A 16803-nucleotide genomic window follows, 5' to 3' on the forward strand; every position below is an offset into this window, starting at 1 on the left:
CATGAGCACGACAGTTGCACCTGAAACTTCGGTAGACCCCACGTTTGGGCTGCGCACCACCGGCTATGAACCCGACGCACTTTCCGCGCGGAAGACGCTCATCCTCACCCTCGCCGCAGGGTTCGCGGCCGCCGCGGTGACCACACTCGCCTGGTTTGTGCTCCACTCCATCTCCCTGCCGGCGTTCAACCGGTCCATGTCCACGCGCGCGCTGTCCACGGCGGGCTCGTTTGTCATCCTTGGCGCCACCCTGGTCTGCTGCATCGGCTGGCTTCGTGGCAAGCGCACCTGGCCGAAGGCGGTGATGATGTATGTCACTGCCCCAGCGCTGGTGATCACCTCGCTGGCCATCCCGCTGGCGGCGACCCGCCTGTGGCTGGATGGCATCCAGGTGGACCAGGGCTTCCGCACCCAGTTCCTGTCGCGCATGACGGAGACCGCGGCGAACGCGGACATGAGCTACAAGGACCTGCCCACCTTCTACCCAATGGGCTGGTTCTGGGCCGGCGGGCGCGTGGCGGACCTGCTGGGCATCCCGGGCTGGGAGGTCTTCCAGCCCTGGGCGCTGATCACCCTGGCGGCGGGCGCGGCCATGCTCACCCCGATCTGGCAGAAGATTACCGGCTCGCTGCCGGTCGCGTGCACCATCGCCACCGTCACCACCGCGATCGTCCTGACGGAGACGCCGGACGAGCCGTACGCGGCCATCGTCGCCATGTTCTTCCCCGCGGCCGCCATCATCGCCCGCCGCGCGCTCCTCGGCTCCCGCAACGCCATCATCTTCATGGTGCTCTACCTGGGCCTCTCCGCCTGCTTCTACACCCTGTTCACCGCGGTCGCCGCGCTGCTGGTGGTCGTGCTCGCGGGGGTGGAGTGCGTCATGCAGGACCGCAACTTCCGGGTGATCGGCAGGCTGTGCGTCATCGGCGTGTGCTCCATGGTCATCGCGCTGCTGAGCTGGGCACCGTACCTCTACAACGTGCTGTTCGGCGACTACGAGGTGAAGTCCACCGCCAACCACTTCCTGCCGGAGGAGGGCACGGCCTACCCGCTGCCGTTCCTGTCCTTCTCCGTTATCGGCGTCCTTTCCTTCTTCGGTCTGATCTTTCTGGTGGTGCGCGCGGTGGACAAAGAGGTGGCGTCGTTAGGCATTGCCGCGATTGTTTGCTACGCCTGGTGCCTGGCGTCCATGTCCGCCACCCTGGTGGGCACCTCACTGCTCGGGTTCCGCATCGAGGTGCTGGTGATCGAGGTGTTCGCGACCGCGGGCGTGATCGGCGTGATGGACGCCTGCCTGGTCGGGCTGGACTACTTCTACCCGGCGCGGTTCTCCCCGGAGTCCATCCGCGGCATCATGGCCATCGTCATGGTCGTGCTCGCCGGCGCGTGTCTGGCGTACGTGGAGCAGATCCCGGCCGAGAACGAGTCGCACATCGACCAGGCCTACGCGGACACTGACGGCTTCGGCGAGCGCGCCGACCGCTTCCCGCCGAACGCGGCGAAGTACTACGGCGAAATCTCGGAGCTGATCGAGTCGCACGGGCACGCCCCCAACCAGGCGGTGGTCTACACCGATGAGATCAACTTCATGGCGTTCCACCCCTTCTTCGGCTTCAACGCGTTTACCAGCCACTACGCCAACCCGCTCGGCGAGTACGACCAGCGCAACGACGCCCTGTCCGCCTGGTCGCAGCTGTCTTGGGACCACCCCGAGGAGCTCACCGCGGCCATCGACGGCGCGAAGTGGGAGCCGCCCGCCGCCTTCATCTTCCGCGGCGACGTGGACGACCCGGAGGCCGGGTTCAAGACGCACATCGCGCACGACATCTTCCCCAACCAGCCGAACGTCCGCTACGAGGGCATCTTCTTCAACCCGAAGGCGTTCGAGGGCGGCGACTGGGACGTGGAGCAGATCGGCCCGTTCGCGGTAGTGGTGCGTACATAGCGCGTCAGTCACAGTAAGGTGACTGTTCGTGGCAACCGTTTCAAATGTTCAACCAAAAGCTCCGAAGTCGCTGGTCTACACCGCGATCGTTTCCGGTCTGATCGCCTTCGTCCTGCTGGTCCTCACCCCCTTCCTGCCCGTCAACCAGGTGCAGTCAAAGATTTCCTGGCCGCAGCAGGGCAGCGTCGCCTCCGTCAACGCGCCGCTGATCTCGCTCGCGCCGCAGGACGTGTCGCTAACCATTCCGCTCAGCGCGGTCGACGAGCTGCGCGATGGCCAGACCACGATCCTGTCCACCCTCCCGGAATCCTCCAATGAGGCGACGGACCGCGGCCTGTTCATCACCGCCCCCGAGGGCGGCCTGGTGGTCTCCTCACTCAATGACGTCGTCTTCGAGCTGACCCCCGACGAGGTCCGCTCCCTGCCCGCCGACGCGCGCCTGGAGATCCGCCAGACCGACGAGGGCATGACCGCCGCCATCCCCGGCACCACCTTCGTGGAGGAGTCGGACGATGACTACCGGCCCCAGCTCACCGGCCTGTACACCGAGCTCAAGCCCGAGGCTTCGCAGAAGCTTATCGACGCCGGCCTCACCGCCACCGTCGACGTGAACTCTCGCTTCACCTCCTCCCCCACCACCGTCAAGCTGCTCAGCATGGTCGGCGGCCTCATCGCCGCCCTGATCGGCCTGTGGGCCCTGCGCCGCCTGGACCGCTACGACGGGAAGCGCCTGCCAGCCTTCGGCCCCCGCTGGCGCACCTTCACGCTTCTCGACGCCGTCGTGCTCGCCATCCTCGCGTTCTGGCACGTCTTCGGCGCGAACACCTCCGATGACGGCTTCCTGCTCACCATGGCCCGCGTGTCCAACGACTCGGACTACATGGCGAACTACTACCGCTGGTACGGCGTGCCCGAGGCCCCGTTCGGCTCCCCGTTCTACGACGTCCTCGCCCTGCTGTCCAAGGTGACCACCGCGTCCATGTGGATGCGCCTGCCCACGCTGCTCGCCGCGATCCTCACCTGGTGGATCCTCTCGCGCGAGATCCTGCCGCGCCTCGGCTCGGTGGTGGCGGACCGCAAGGTGGCCCACTGGACCGCCGCCTTCGTCTTCCTGGCGTTCTGGCTGCCGTACAACAACGGGCTGCGACCGGAGCCGATCATCGCGCTCGGCGTGATTGCCACCTGGGCCATGTTTGAGCGCTCCATCGCCTCCGACCGGCTCGCCCCCGCCGCGTGGGGCACGGTGACCGCCGCGATCACCCTGGCCTGCGGCCCGACCGGCCTCGCCGCCGTGGGCATCTTCCTGGTCAGCCTGCCGGCTGTGTTCCGCATCATGAACCGGCGCCGCCACATCGCCCCGGGCCTGGCCTACGTGGCCGTGTTCCTGGGCGCCGGCCTGGCGGTGTTCGTGCCCATCTTCAAGGACCAGACGCTGGCCACCGTGCTCGAGTCCACGTCGGTGCGCAGCCAGGTCGGTCCGGCCCTCGAGTGGTTCTCCGAGTGGGTCCGCTACGGCACGCTCTTCCAGCAGTCCGTGGACGGCGCGATGTCGCGCCGCTTCCCCATGTTCGTGTTCTTCTTCTGCCTCATCCTTATCTCCTGGGCGGTCGCCCGCTTTGGCAAGGTGCCCGGGGTGGCCAAGGACGTGACGCTGCGGATGCTGCTGATCGTGGGCCTGTCCGCGTTCTTCCTCATGTTCACGCCGACGAAGTGGACCCACCACTTTGGCATCTACGCGGGCCTGGGCGGCGCTGTCGCCGCGCTCGGCGCCGTGGTACTTTCCCACATCGCGCTGCAGTCCAAGCGCAACCGCACCTTCGCCATCGCCGCGGTCCTGTTCCTCATGGCGCTCACCCTCGCCGGCTGGAACGCCTGGTGGTACGTCTCCTCCTTCGGCGTCCCGTGGTGGGATAAGACCGTCCAGCTCAAGGCGGTCGAGGCGAACAAGGTCATGCTCATCCTCGCCCTGCTCGTCGCCCTGGTGGGCGTGGTCCAGTCCTTCCGCAAGGACCAGACCGAGAAGCGCGTCGGCGGGGCCTGGACCGGCATCATGGCTGCCCCCATCGCCGTGATGGCGGTGGCGATGGTCGCCTTCTCCTGCCTCACCTTTGCTAAGGCGTTCGCGTCCCAGGCCCCCGCCTACTCGGTGGGCATGGGCAACGTGAAGTCGTTCGCCGGCGACACCTGCGCGCTTGCAAACGATGTACTGCTGGAGGACGACACCAACGATTCCTTCCTCACCCCGGCCGACGGCGTCCCGCTGGGCAAGTCGCTCGACTCCGGCGACGAGAACCGCGGGTTCACGCCCGACGGCGTGCCGGCCTTCATCGTCAGCGAGAACGCGAACTCCTCCGATACGCAGCAGGAATCGCGCTCGGAGGCGTCGGCGGTGGAGAAGGACGCGTCGTCGACAAGCGCTGGCACCGACGGCACGGAGACGGAGGAGGACGCGCCGGACTCCAAGGACCTGACCGAGGAGGCGCAATCCACCACCACGACGCACACGCAGGGCAACCGCCCGAAGTCCATGCGCGGCATCAACGGCTCCACCGTCCGCCTGCCGTTCAACCTGGACTACACGCGCGTGCCGGTGCTGGGCACCTTCGAGGACGAGCCGAAGGCGTCCGCCAAGCTCAAGACCTCCTGGTACGAGCTGCCGGAGCTTCACGACGATTCCCCGCTCCTCGTCACTTCCGTCGCCGGTCGCATCAAGCACCACGACATCAACGGCGTCGAGCAGGAAGGCACCGAGCTGGTCCTGGAGTACGGCAAGCGCGCCGACGACGGCAGCATCACCAAGCTGGGCGAGAAGGAGATGCTGGACCAGGGCCCGACCCCGCTGTGGCGCAACCTGCGCCTGCCGCTGGCGGACCTGCCGGAGGACGCGGACGTGGCGCGCCTGGTGGCCGAGGACGCCTCGCTTGCCCAGGAGGACTGGCTGGCCATCACCCCGCTGCGCAACCCGCACCTGTCCCCGCTCAACGAGCGCTTCGACGACGACACCCCCGGCCTGCTCGACTGGTCCGTCGCCTTCCAGTACCCGTGCCAGCGCACGTTCAGCCACTACGCCGGCGTGACCGAGATCCCGGAGTACCGCATCATGCCGGACGCCCCGGGCAAGCAGCAGCTGTCCGGCTTCATGGACTTCTTGGGCGGCGGCGCGCTGTCCACCGCGGAGGCCGTGAACTACTCCTACGAGATCCCCGGCTACCTGCGCAACGACTGGCAGCGCGACTGGGGTTCCGCCGCGAAGTACGAGCGCAGGACGAACTCCGTCGGTGACATCCCAAACAACGCCCAGATAGACTACGATGAGGTCGTCCGATCGGGCTGGTGGACTCCGGGCCCGATGAAGATCCGTGACCCGGAAGAGTAAGACGAATGCGCCGTTCCCGTCTCGCTGCCGCAGTTGCCGCTGCCCTCATCGCCCTGGCGCCGACCTCCGCCGCGGCCGATGAGCAGGCGGTCCCCGCGCCCATCCAGCCGTCCGACAACGCGGGCCAGCTGGTGGAGCAGCAGGGCTGCACCGACCAATACCTCATTGCCATCCCGGGCGGTGCCAACACCGCCCCCGGCATCCCCAACGCGGTGCCGCACGGCGGCAACGTGTTCCTCACCGGCATCTTCACCCAGCTGGGGACGGGCGGAAGCGTCCAGCCGCTGTGGGTGTCCTACAGCGCCACCCCGTTTGCGGCGAACAACTACTACGCGTCCTCCGCGGACGGGTACAACGAGACGGTGCGCACCGTGAAGCGCCTCTCCGCCTCCTGCCCGGGCGCCACCTTCAGCTTCACCGGCTACTCGCTCGGTGCGGACATTGCGTCGCGCCTCATGCGCGACATCGCCCACGGCAACGGCCCAATTACCCCGGACCGGGTCGACTCCGCCGCCCTGTTTGCCAACCCGTACCAGGGCGGCAACGGCGCGGTGCTCTCCCGCATCACGGCCCCCGAGTCCCGCGGCGCGCTCGGCGAGCTCAAGGGCGGCTACGGCGAGCTCGGCGAGCGGGTCCTGGAGATCTGCAACCCGCGCGACATCGTCTGCTCCACCGACGCCCAGTACCGCCCGCTTGTCGAGCCCGCACTGGCCACCGACCTGCGCGCCGGCAAACTTCCGCTGAAAAAGTTCAACGTCCTGCTGAGCAACCTGGGCATCGGCGCGCTGGGCGTGTTCACCGGCATGGGCGCCCACGGCCAGTACACGCTGGCGGACCAGCAGGAAGCGTCGAACTGGATCATCTCGCACGCCTAAACCCGTTACAGTGGGGGCATGCATGACCTATTTGAGCTAGTCAACGGGGACTGGGTGCGCGAGCACGAGATCCCCGCAGACCGCGGCATCGACGGATCCTTCTACGCGCTGCGCGACAAGTCGGAGGAGGACGTCCACGCACTGCTGCAGGAGGGCGCGGGCCGCGGGGGCGACCTGTACACCTCCTTCATGGACACCGACGCCATCAACGCCGCTGGCACGGCCCCGCTCCAGGAGGACCTGGACGCGCTGTCCGTGACCACCGTCGAGGAGTTCGTCGCGGCGCTCGGCGCCCTCGAGCGCAGCGGCGTCGGCGGCCCGCTGACCTACTGGGTAGCGAAGGACTCGCAGGGCGAGGACTCCGTGCCGTACCTCATCCAGTCCGGCCTGGGACTGCCCGATGAGGCCTACTACCGCTCCGAGGAACACGCCGAAACGCTCGCCGCGTACAAGGAGCACGTGGCACGCATGCTCGGCGTGCTGGACCCGAAGTACCTGCTCGGCCTGACGCCGGAGCTGGCGGCCGAGCGCATCCTCAACCTGGAGACGCAGCTGGCGGGCAGCCACTGGGACGTGGTGCGCTCCCGCGACGCCATGGCCACCTACAACCCGACCACGCTCGACGCGCTGCCCACCAACGTGCAGGCGCTGCTGCGCGCCTCCGGGCTTCCCGACGGCACCGTGATCAACATGATGCCGTCCTACACCGAGGACCTCGAGGGCATGCTCCGCCCGGAGACGCTCGCCGATTGGCAGCTGTGGGCCGTCTGGAACATCCTGCGCACCCGCGCTGGCCTCCTCACCGAGGAGATCGGCGCCGCGAACTTCGAGTTCTACGGCACCACGCTATCCGGCGCGACCGAGCAGCGGGACCGCTGGAAGCGCGCCGTCGGCCTGGCCGAGTCCCTCGTGGGCGAGGAGATTGGGCAACGCTACGTGGAGAAGCACTTCCCGCCCTCCAGCAAGGAGCACATGCTCAAGCTGGTGGACTACCTGGTCGCCGCGTACCGCGAGCGGATCTCGGCGCTGGACTGGATGACGGAAGGCACCCGCGAGCGCGCGCTGGAAAAGCTGGACCAGTTCACCGCCAAGATCGGCTACCCCGACAACTGGCGCAGCTTCGACGGACTCGAGTTCTCCACCAGCGGCGCGGACCTGGTGGCCAACGTGCGCCGCGGCTCCGCCTTCGAGCACGACTACCAGCTGGGCAAGATTGGCAAGCCGGCGGACCGCGACGAGTGGGTCACCACCCCGCAGACCGTCAACGCCTTCTACAACCCGGTGGTCAATGACATCACCTTCCCGGCCGCGATCCTGCAGCCGCCCTTCTTCGACCCGGACGCCAGCGCGGCCGAGAACTTCGGCGCGATCGGCGCGGTGATCGGCCACGAGATCGGCCACGGCTTTGATGACCAGGGCTCGCGATACGACGGCGCGGGCAATCTCAACTCCTGGTGGACCGACGAGGACCGCGAGGCCTTCGAGGCCCTGACCGCCAAGCTGGTCGAGCAGTTCAACGGCCTCGTGCCCAGCGTGCTCGAGGGGACCGAGACGCAGGGCGTCAACGGCGAGTTCACCCTCGGCGAGAACATTGGTGACCTCGGCGGGCTCGGCATCGCCGTCGTGGCGTACCGCAACTACGAGCAGAACCCCGACTTCGAGGCGCTGTTCAAGGCGTGGGCGCGCGTGTGGCGTTCCAAGACCCGCCCAGAGATGGCCGCGCAGCTGCTGGCCATCGACCCGCACGCCCCGAACGAGTTCCGCTGCAACGTGATCGCCGCAAATATCGACGAGCTATACCAGGCCTTCGACGTCGAGGAGGGCTCCGCCATGTGGATCGCCCCCGAGGACAGGGTGAAGATTTGGTAGACGAGTACCCGGAGAACGTCCAGGGCGACCCGGACTTCAACGTCGGCGGCGTGGACCGCCCGCTGCCGGACGCGCTGCAGTTGGAGCAGCTCGTCTCCTACATCGAGGCGACGTACGACCCGGACTCGCCCCAGTACCTGGCGCTGCTGCCGGACAGGATCACGCACGCGGCCATGCTCATGCTGGGGTCCGCGGTGGACCATACGATGCCGGGCGTTGCGTATACGGGCGAGGTGGCGTCGAGAAGCTGCCCGCTCGGCGAGCTGTACGGCGACGACGCCGCGACCTGGGTGATCGCGCTGTGGGACGGGCCGGACAGCGCGATGGAGCACTGGTTCCGGCCGGAGGCGGCGGCGGTGGCGCAGCTGTCGGGCGCCACCGTGCTGGTGTCGGACCGGTCTGACGACGCGGTGGCATTCGCCCGCGAGCAGGGCGCGGAAACGGTCGCGGTGTGGGCGTTTTCCACGGGCAGCGAGCGGCTGCCGCGCGACGTCGACGCCGTAGCCCTCACTTTTCCCACAAAAGTTGCGAACCTGGGCGTGCCCACGTTTATCCAGGTGGGGACGAAGGACGAACTCGGGGCAAAGATTCCCGACGCCCACGAGTACCACTCCACGCACTACATCCAGACACCGGCTGAGGCCCGGCGGCGCGTCCGGGACCTCGCGGAGTTCTTGAGAGCTCTAGAGCTCTAGGACCGAGTCGGCCTCGCTGAAGTCCTCCGGGGCGGGCTCGGGGGCCTCGACGAGGAAGGAGGCAGCGCCGGCGGAGTCGCGCATGGCCAGCATCGGCCCGAAGGGGCTATCGCCAGGTCCGGCGAGCACCTCCCCGCCCAGCATGCCGACCTCCTGGCGCGCCTGCGAAATGTTCGCCACGCCGAAGAAGCTCTGCCAGCCCGCATGCTGTTCCTGCACGCGCATGCCCAGAAACGGCGCGCCCTCCGCGAGCGCCAGGTAGTAGCCGTCCGACTCCTTGATCTCCCAGTCAAACAAGTCGCCGTAGAAGTCGATCGCCGCGAGATTCGGGGCGCTGTACTCGTACCAGACCGGCACGCCCGGCTCGCCGGCCGCGACGAACTGCTCCTCACCGGCCGGGTCGATCAGACCGAACAGGCCGCCCGCCGGGTCCTGGCACACCTGCATCCGGCCCAGGGAGACCTCGGAGGACGCCACAACTTTTCCGCCGAACTTTTCCACCGGGGCTCCGCCCAGGAAATAGGTCACCCACCCCGGCTTCTCGCCCGGCACAATGCCCGCGACCGGTAGCCCCTCCTTCTTGGCCACCAGGTAGTCCTCGCCGGAGGTCTCCCAGCCGAGAAGTTTGGAGTAAAAGTAGGTGGATTTCTGCACGTCAGGCGTGAGCAGGTCCTGCCAGTACGGCATACCGGGTTCCGCGCTGAAAGCGGGCATGCAAGGCTCCTTTGCAGGTTCGGGTTAGGGGAGGTTGCGCCACTTCTCCGGGTCGAAGTCGTCGTTGGCGGTGCGTTCGTCGAAGTAGTCGTCGTCTTCCCCGCCGCAGACGACGGTGGCGGTGGTGGAGTCGAGGGAGACCACGTCGGCGTCGTAAAGCAAATGGCTTCTCGACGTCACCACCTCCCCGTTGACGGCGACGTCGCCCGCAGCGATAGCCTCCTTGGCGTGGCCGCCGGACTCGACGAGGTTGGCCAGCTTGAGGAACTGGCCGAGGCGGATGGAGTCGCCGGAGATGGAAACGTCCATACTAGGCAAGCTTCACCGCGGTGCCGGTCGCGGAGACGAGCATGGCGCCGCCGTCCGGGCCGAGCGGCTCGTAGTCGATGGCCACGGAGATGACGCCGTCGGCGCCGAGCTCCTCGCCGCGCTTCCACAGCTCGTTGAGCGCGGCGTCGCGGGCCTGCGCGATCTCCACGGGGCGGTTGTAGCCGGCGCTCATGCTGCGGTAGAGGTTGATGCCAATGACGGTCTCGCCGCCAATCACGCGCATGTATTCACTGATGGTGCGACCTTCAACGGTCGGAGTCGTAGTCAAGATCATGCAGTCATTCTAGCCGAGGTCAGCGCTCGGCCTGATCCACCGGCATGATGTTGAGACTGTCGATGTTCACGTGCGGCGGCAAGCTGGCCACCCAGCGGATCGCCTCCGCGACGTCCTCGGCGGACAGATTGAGTTTGCCCTCGTACACCGCGTTGGCTTTCTCCTGGTCACCGGCGAATCGATTGAGTGAAAAGTCCGTCTTCACCCGGCCGGGGTCGATCTCGGTCACGCGGATGCGCTGGGCGGCCTCCTCGCGCCGGAACGCGCGAGTGGCGCCGCGCAGGCCGTACTTCGCCGCGTTATAGCCGGCCCCACCCTTGTAAGCGTCCGTGCCCGCGACCGACCCGATGTTGATCACCAGCCCCTCAGACTCCCTGAGCTGCGGATACAGCGCGCGGGTGACGCGCATCGTGCCCATCACGTTGGTGGCAAACATCCATTCCCAGTCCGCATCGCTCGCGTCCCTGAGGTAGTCCAGCTGCTTCGCGCCGCCCGCGTTGTTGACTACCAGGTCAACGCGTTCCAGCTGGGCCGCAAGCCTATCGACGCTCCCCTGATCCGTCACATCCAACTCCGCCGCCACCCCGCCGATCTCCTCGGCGACCGCTCGGCACCGGTCCAGCCGGCGCGCCGCGACGACCACGCGCCACCCGTCCTTCGCCAGCGCGCGGGCCGCCGCCGCGCCAATACCCGCGGAACCGCCAGTAACTACTGCAACTCGCTGCTTTCCCATGTGATCAGCCTAACAGGATCGATTGCGCCCCTCTGAAAATCATCCAGGCCGCGATCCACGTGGCAAGAAGGATCATGCGATGGCCGACCACGGGCCAGGTTGGGCGCTGGTCCGCGACTTTAATGCTCCGAGCAATACCGACCCAAAGCGCGCCCGCGAACTTTTGGCCGAATTGTTCCCTAACGGCGAAATCCCCAGCGTGTGGGCCGCGATCCACCTGGAGTACGGCACGAACACGCACTTCGGACCGGACTGCTACATGAACTTCAACTGCACCATTCTGGACATCGGGGCGCGCACCCTGTTCGGTCCCGGCTGCCAGCCCATCACCGTGGACTCCCTCGTGGCGGGCGTGCCCGCAACCGTCAAACGCAACATCTAAATTTCGTACATTCGAACACTATATTGCCTGGTAGCCAGAGTCGACGCACTATAACCCTTGCGCGTCGTATGTGCGTTCGGTAGCATGATGGAAACTTCACTTCGATGGGGGGACACCATGACCACCGCAACCGCATCGCCACCGACCTACTTCCGCACCCAACGACCAGACGACCCACTCAGTTCCGCCGCCCAGGCCACCCGCGAGGCCCACTTCGCCGTCTTCGCCCCGTACATCGACGGCGACATCGAGGACTTCGACCTGCGCGTCACCCAGATCCAGCAGGCCACCGGGTGGTCCAAGGGCTTCGTCGAACACGGCATCTTCGCCTACGCCACACTGCGGCACCTCCCCCAGCTCCAGGAGATCCACTGCCGCACGAAGCTGCTCGACATGTCGCACCTCACCGCCATCGAGCGGGTGCTCGCCGAGCTCGGGGAGGAGGTCGACCCTGAGGCTTTCGCGCTTATCGACGACACCTTGGCCGCCCTCTTCACGCCCTCCAAAACCGATCAACACATGCCCCGGAGACACACCGTCACCAGACGCATCCGCGAGCTTATCCGCCAGATCGACCCGGAGCGCGCCTACGACCCGAAGCGCCGCCGAGAGCGAGCCGCTGCGGGGCCATCAGTCACGTTCGCAGACTTCGTCTTGGGCGGGGTGTCGCAGTCCGTGGTCCAGCTCAACACGGACGAGGTGACCGCGGCCCAGTGCAAGAAGAGCATTCTCCGTGTGGCGCGCGAGCAGAAGCTGACGTTGGCCGAGACGGTGGTGCGGCTGTTGACGGGGGAGGTGGTGGCGTCGGTAAGCCCGGTGCTCCACGTCTACGCGCCGAAGGGGCGCGCGGCGGGCGACCCGGTGCAGCTGCCCGGGAGCGGGTGGACGGGGCCGGAGGCGACGGCGGCGCTGGACGAGTGGATCGCACGGGCCGGTGCGCGCGAGGTGGACCTGGACGAGATTTCGCGGAAAAGTACCGAGAGCTACACGCCGACCGCGGAGATGCGCAGCTACGTCGTGGCGCGCGACGGCACATGTATTTTCCCGGGGTGCCACCGGTCGGCGGCGGACTGTCAACTGGACCACCGCATCCCCTTCGACCGGGGTGGCACGACGACGCCGGACAACCTCTTCGCGCTCTGCCAGCACCATCACAACCTGAAAACCGATAAGCGGGCCACGTACCTGGTCGACCGGGCGACCGGTGAGGTGGTCTGGCTGTTCGCCGACGGGACGTACGAGTTCGCCGAGTCCGAGGGGCTCCTCAACCAGGAAGCCGTGCCGACGCACCCGCGATGGAGGTCCAGCCTGGACAGCGTGCGAAGGAATCGGGCGCGCGCCGCCGAGTTCGCCGCGAAGGGCCACGCGATCCTGGACGAGCTCGACCGCGACCACGACGAGGAGAAGGCCAACGCGCGGATCGCGGCGCTCGAGCGGGAGTACGGAATGATTTTCCCGAGCTAGTCCTTTTCACCGAGCGCGAAGTGGATACGCGCCCTAAACTTCGCTGGGCACGACCCACCATGCAACGAAAACGAGGTAGCACCACATGCAACTCCCCGCACCCCTCAACCAGATGGTCAAGGACGCCACGCTCGAACAGGTCATCGCCGCCATCGCCGGCGTGTTCGTGGCCGGCGGACTCGTCGGCGGCGCGATCAGCGCGATCGCCACCCAGAACACCGAGACCACCGAGACCACCACCGGCCCGACCCTGGAAGCCCGCGCGAAGCTCGACGCCCTCTACCAGGCGCCGGGTCCGGACTCCGGTAAGGACGCGTTCGACGGCAACGGCCAGACCCACCCATTCAAGGGCCAGGTCATCCCCGGCTTCTCCGGCATGATCGAGATCGGCGACGGTTCTTTCTACGCCCTGCCTGATAACGGCTTCGGCGCCAAGGACAACTCCTCCGACTTCCTGCTGCGCATCTACCACGTCAGGCCAAATTGGGAGACCGCGGAAACCGCCAAGGACCCGCAGGGCGTCGGCGGCGTCGAGGTGCTCGACTTCGCCGGGATGAAGGACCCGAACCACAAGATCCCGTGGGAGATCGTCAACAACGACACGGAGGACCGCCTCCTCACCGGCGCGGATTTCGACCCCGAATCCTTCGTCCAGGCCGAGGACGGCACCTTCTGGGTCGGCGAAGAGTTCGGCCCGTACATCCTGCACCTTGACAAGGACGGCACGCTTCTCGACGCCCCGTTCCCCTACCCCGGCGTCACCAGCCCGTCCAACCCGGCCTTGAAGGACGGGGAAACCCCCAACCTGCGTAACTCCAAGGGTTTCGAGTCCATGGCCACCGACGGGCGCTACCTCTACCCCATCTTCGAGGGCTATCTTGACGACGCCACCGACAAGCACGTCCGCGTCGTCTCCCAGTTCGACACCGAGGAAGGCAAGTACACCGGCAAGACCTGGAACTACGTCGCCGAGACCGAGGACGCGAACCTAGGCGACGCCTTCCTCACCGAGGACGGCCGCCTCCTCGTCCTCGAGCGCGACGACAACCTGGGCTCCGACGCGGCACTGAAGAAGGTCTTCGAGGTCAAGGGCTTCAAGGATGCGGAGCCGGGCAGCACCTTGGAGAAGGACTTGATGGTGGACCTGCTCAACATTGCAAACCCGGGCAAGATCGGCATGGTGTCCGACGCCCGCGCGTACGGCGTCGGCGACCCCTTCTCCTTCCCGCTGGTCAGCGTGGAAACCATCGTCCAGCTCAAGGACGGCCGCTACCTCACCGCCCTGGACAACAACTTCCCGGGCAACGACGGCCGCTACCGCGGCAAGCCGGACGACACCGAGATGCTCATCTTCTCCATCAAGTAGCGCCCGCTACCGCAGGTAGAACCGGTCCACGACCTCGTACTTCGGGCCGCCGCTTCGACCTTGCCCGCGGTGCGACTCCATGAGGAGCACCTCGTCGACGGTGAAGTCGGGGCCGGAGTAGATGGAGAGGGCGTGGGCGTGGTCGTCGAGAAGCAGCATGTCCCGCGTCCTCGTCCCCCTGCGGGCGACGGACAGGTGGGCGCGCTGACGCCGCCACTGTTCCGGGTCGAGCTGGCAGTCCGCCATGAGGTCCTTGAGCGGCGCCTTGTCCCCGCCGACGCCGATCCACAGCGTGCGGCGGTCGAAGCAGCCGGCGCCGCGCAGGTGCAGGCGCAGCGGGCGGGTAAACGCCGTCGCCTGCGAAAGGTGGTCGCTCACCGCGGCGGCGTCGTTCGGCTGGCTGCCGTAAAACGCGCACGTGATGTGCCAGTTGTCCGGGTCCGTCCAGCGCACCTCCGTGCCGGAGAACTCCCGGATCGGGCGCAGGGCAGTGATGAGGTGCTCCGTGACCTCGGCCGGTGGGACGATCGCTGCGAAGAGACGTCTCATGCCCCTCACGCTACCCTGGAAACTCATGTTTGACCTTGCGAAAATCGGAAAGGGTCTGCCAGTAGCGGATTCCCTGGACCAGCTGCCCGATTCCGGCCCGCTCGTCGTACAGGCCCCGCCCGGAACGGGTAAGACGACGCTGCTGCCGCCGGCGATTGCAAACAAGGTTGGCAAGACCATCGTCACCGCGCCGAGGCGAGTCGCGGTGCGATCGGCGGCGAGGAGGCTGGCGCACCTGGACGGTTCAGCTTTGGGCCAAAAAGTTGGCTACTCCATCCGCGGCGAGCACGCCGACGGCAGCCTCGTCGAGTTCGTCACCCCGGGCGTACTCCTCAACCGCCTGCTCAAGGATCCGGGGCTTGAGGGAGTCAATGCAGTCATCCTCGACGAGGTCCACGAGCGCCAGCTGGACACCGACCTGGTGCTGGCCATGTGCATGGAGGTCGCCATGCTTCGCGACGATCTCTACCTCGCCGCCATGTCCGCCACCCTCGACGCGGGCACGTTCGCCCAGCACATGGGCGCGCGCGTCATGTCCACGGAAGCGGTGACCCACCCGCTGGACATCGAGTACGCGCCGCACCCGGAGCGCGTCCAGGGCACGCGCGACTTCTACCGCCACGTTGCGCAGTTGGCGCAGGCCAGCACAACGCGCACCCTCGTCTTCGTCCCCGGCGCGCGCGAGGTGGACCTGGTGTACGGCGCATGTGCTGATGCGAAGCCCCTGCACGGGCGGCTTTCCTCCGCCGAGCAGGACGAGGCGCTGAACGGAAGCTCCCAAGTCGTCGTCGCGACGAGTATTGCGGAGTCCTCGATCACGGTGCCGGGCGTGCGCCGCGTGGTCGACGCGGGCCTGTCGCGCGTGCCCAAGCGCGACAACCGCGGCATGACGGGGCTGGTCACGGTCTCGGAGGCCGTCACGAGTGCGGAGCAGCGGGCGGGCCGCGCAGGCAGGCTCGGGCCGGGGCACGTCATTCGAGCATTTTCCCGCGATGACTTCCAAAAATTCGCGGCGGACATTTCGCCCGAAATTGCCACCAGCGACCTTACCGGCGCCGCGCTCGCCATCGCCGCGTGGGGCTCCCCCGACCTGCCACTGCTCGACCCGCCGCCGGAGCAGTCGCTTGCCGACGCCCACACCACCCTCCGCCAACTCGGAGCCCTCGACGCCGACAACGCCATCACCACTTTTGGCCGAAAACTGGTGAGCCTGCCGCTGGACCCCCGGCTCGGGGCGGCGCTGCTGGAGTACGGGTCGGGGGCGGCGGAGTGCGTCGCCAGGCTTGGCGACATGGACGCGAAGCGCCTCGCCCGGCTCGTGCCGAAAACCCCAAAGGTCCCCGACGGCGACGTGATTGCGACTGCGTTCCCGCAGTGGGTGGCAAAGCGGGTCGGCGACGAGTACCTGCTGGCCAGCGGCACCCGCGCAACTTTTGCAGGAAAAGAAGAGTGGATCGCCGCCGCCGAGGTGCAGAGGACGTCCCGCGGCGCCATCATCCGCGAGGCCGCGCCGTATCACCTGCCGGAAGCGCGCGTCGAGGAGACCATCCGAGCAACCTTGCACAACGGGAAGGTCCGTGGGCGGAAGGTTCGGGCGGTCGGCGCGATCGAGCTGTCGTCGACGCCCGTGAAACTGTCGCCGGAAGAGGCGCAGGGGGCGCTCGAAGGGATCTCCCTGGAGGATCTCCAACTCGACGACGCGGCGCAGAAGCTCAAGCAGCGGCTGGACTTCCTGCACGAGACGCTTGGCAGTCCGTGGCCCGATGTGTCGCGTGGCGACTATTCGGTGGAGGTTGGCGAGCTGGCGGGTGGGGCGTCGATAAGCGAGCTCAATATGCGCAACGCACTCATGCGGCAGCTGCCGTGGCCCGAGGCCGCGAAGCTGGACGAGCTCGCGCCGGAGCGGCTGCCGATCGGCAGGATTGATTACTCCACGGGGCGACCGCTCGTGCGGGTGAAGCTGCAGCTGGCGTTCGGGCTGGCGGACTCGCCGGTGATCGCGGGGCGCAAACTTCTCTTCCATCTGCTGTCGCCGGCCGGGCGCGAGCTGGCCGTCACCGACGACCTCCGCAGCTTCTGGGACGGCCCGTACCAGGATGTGCGCAAGGAGATGCGCGGCCGCTACCCCAAGCACCCGTGGCCGGAGGACCCGTGGAGCGCGACGCCGACTGCGCGCACAAAAAAGCACCAAAACTAACAGATTTGGGGGCTCGCCGGGTAACTTATTCGCC

Annotated in this window: 14 protein-coding genes; 9 read left to right on the forward strand and 5 right to left on the reverse strand. The window is 67.3% G+C overall.

The features are described 5' to 3' along the window. Nucleotide 1 precedes the first annotated feature (1 nt). From FPP74_RS06940 to FPP74_RS06960, 5 genes are read left to right on the forward strand one after another with little or no spacing between them, the layout of a single operon-like run. Nucleotides 2-1945 carry a galactan 5-O-arabinofuranosyltransferase gene (locus FPP74_RS06940; RefSeq protein WP_144717660.1) on the forward strand — a complete coding sequence of 648 codons (1944 nt, stop codon included), beginning with the start codon at nucleotides 2-4 and terminating at the stop codon, nucleotides 1943-1945. Nucleotides 1946-1973: 28 nt separating this feature from the next. Next, nucleotides 1974-5321, forward strand: a complete 3348-nt coding sequence (locus tag FPP74_RS06945) for an arabinosyltransferase domain-containing protein (RefSeq protein WP_144717662.1) — start codon at nucleotides 1974-1976, stop codon at nucleotides 5319-5321. A 5-nt stretch (nucleotides 5322-5326) separates the two neighbouring features. After that, nucleotides 5327-6196: a cutinase family protein gene (locus FPP74_RS06950; RefSeq protein ID WP_144717664.1), complete on the forward strand. Its 870-nt coding sequence runs from the start codon at nucleotides 5327-5329 to the stop codon at nucleotides 6194-6196. An 18-nt stretch (nucleotides 6197-6214) separates the two neighbouring features. Beyond that, entirely contained in the window at nucleotides 6215-8065 is a 1851-nt protein-coding gene (locus FPP74_RS06955; protein WP_144717666.1) for a M13 family metallopeptidase, read from the forward strand. Continuing rightward, complete coding sequence (locus tag FPP74_RS06960) at nucleotides 8059-8760, forward strand: alpha/beta hydrolase (RefSeq protein WP_255456092.1); 702 nt, start codon at nucleotides 8059-8061, stop codon at nucleotides 8758-8760. Before FPP74_RS06955 ends, FPP74_RS06960 begins: the two co-directional genes overlap by 7 nt. Here the strand turns inward: FPP74_RS06960 and FPP74_RS06965 are convergent. Genes FPP74_RS06965 through FPP74_RS06980 form a run of 4 tightly spaced genes read right to left on the reverse strand, consistent with a single transcriptional unit; the run spans nucleotide 8749 to nucleotide 10811 of the window. Next, nucleotides 8749-9474 carry a VOC family protein gene (locus FPP74_RS06965; protein WP_144717670.1) on the reverse strand — a complete coding sequence of 242 codons (726 nt, stop codon included), beginning with the start codon at nucleotides 9472-9474 and terminating at the stop codon, nucleotides 8749-8751. The two genes, FPP74_RS06960 and FPP74_RS06965, sit on opposite strands and share 12 nt — an antisense overlap. Nucleotides 9475-9498: 24 nt before the next feature. After that, the gene (locus FPP74_RS06970) at nucleotides 9499-9792 is read right to left on the reverse strand and encodes an RNA-binding S4 domain-containing protein (RefSeq protein ID WP_165765424.1); all 294 of its coding nucleotides are present in this window, start codon (nucleotides 9790-9792) and stop codon (nucleotides 9499-9501) included. Further along, complete coding sequence (locus FPP74_RS06975; protein ID WP_095275276.1) at nucleotides 9785-10078, reverse strand: heavy metal-binding domain-containing protein; 294 nt, start codon at nucleotides 10076-10078, stop codon at nucleotides 9785-9787. The genes FPP74_RS06970 and FPP74_RS06975 overlap by 8 nt, the downstream gene beginning before the upstream one ends. Before the next feature lie 19 nt (nucleotides 10079-10097). Beyond that, the gene (locus FPP74_RS06980; RefSeq protein ID WP_144717672.1) at nucleotides 10098-10811 is read right to left on the reverse strand and encodes an SDR family oxidoreductase; all 714 of its coding nucleotides are present in this window, start codon (nucleotides 10809-10811) and stop codon (nucleotides 10098-10100) included. Nucleotides 10812-10890: 79 nt separating this feature from the next. Between FPP74_RS06980 and FPP74_RS06985 the strand changes: the two genes are divergently transcribed. The 3 genes from FPP74_RS06985 (at nucleotide 10891) to FPP74_RS06995 (ending at nucleotide 14023) form a co-directional block, all read left to right on the forward strand. Next, complete coding sequence (locus tag FPP74_RS06985; protein WP_122086031.1) at nucleotides 10891-11193, forward strand: hypothetical protein; 303 nt, start codon at nucleotides 10891-10893, stop codon at nucleotides 11191-11193. A 117-nt stretch (nucleotides 11194-11310) separates the two neighbouring features. Beyond that, nucleotides 11311-12657: an HNH endonuclease signature motif containing protein gene (locus FPP74_RS06990; protein WP_122086032.1), complete on the forward strand. Its 1347-nt coding sequence runs from the start codon at nucleotides 11311-11313 to the stop codon at nucleotides 12655-12657. A gap of 85 nt (nucleotides 12658-12742) precedes the next feature. Then, nucleotides 12743-14023 carry an esterase-like activity of phytase family protein gene (locus FPP74_RS06995; protein ID WP_144717674.1) on the forward strand — a complete coding sequence of 427 codons (1281 nt, stop codon included), beginning with the start codon at nucleotides 12743-12745 and terminating at the stop codon, nucleotides 14021-14023. A gap of 6 nt (nucleotides 14024-14029) precedes the next feature. Here FPP74_RS06995 and thpR read toward each other — a convergent pair whose 3' ends face one another. Beyond that, nucleotides 14030-14572 carry an RNA 2',3'-cyclic phosphodiesterase gene (gene thpR, locus FPP74_RS07000; RefSeq protein ID WP_095275281.1) on the reverse strand — a complete coding sequence of 181 codons (543 nt, stop codon included), beginning with the start codon at nucleotides 14570-14572 and terminating at the stop codon, nucleotides 14030-14032. 25 nt (nucleotides 14573-14597) lie between these two features. Here thpR and FPP74_RS07005 point away from each other — a divergent pair, with 25 nt between their 5' ends. Next, on the forward strand, nucleotides 14598-16769 hold the full coding sequence (locus FPP74_RS07005) for an ATP-dependent RNA helicase (RefSeq protein WP_144717676.1): 2172 nt from the start codon (nucleotides 14598-14600) through the stop codon (nucleotides 16767-16769). Nucleotides 16770-16803: the final 34 nt, after the last annotated feature.

The sequence above is a fragment of the Corynebacterium sp. NML180780 genome (genome assembly GCF_007786415.1).
GTDB classification, from domain to species: domain Bacteria; phylum Actinomycetota; class Actinomycetes; order Mycobacteriales; family Mycobacteriaceae; genus Corynebacterium; species Corynebacterium gottingense.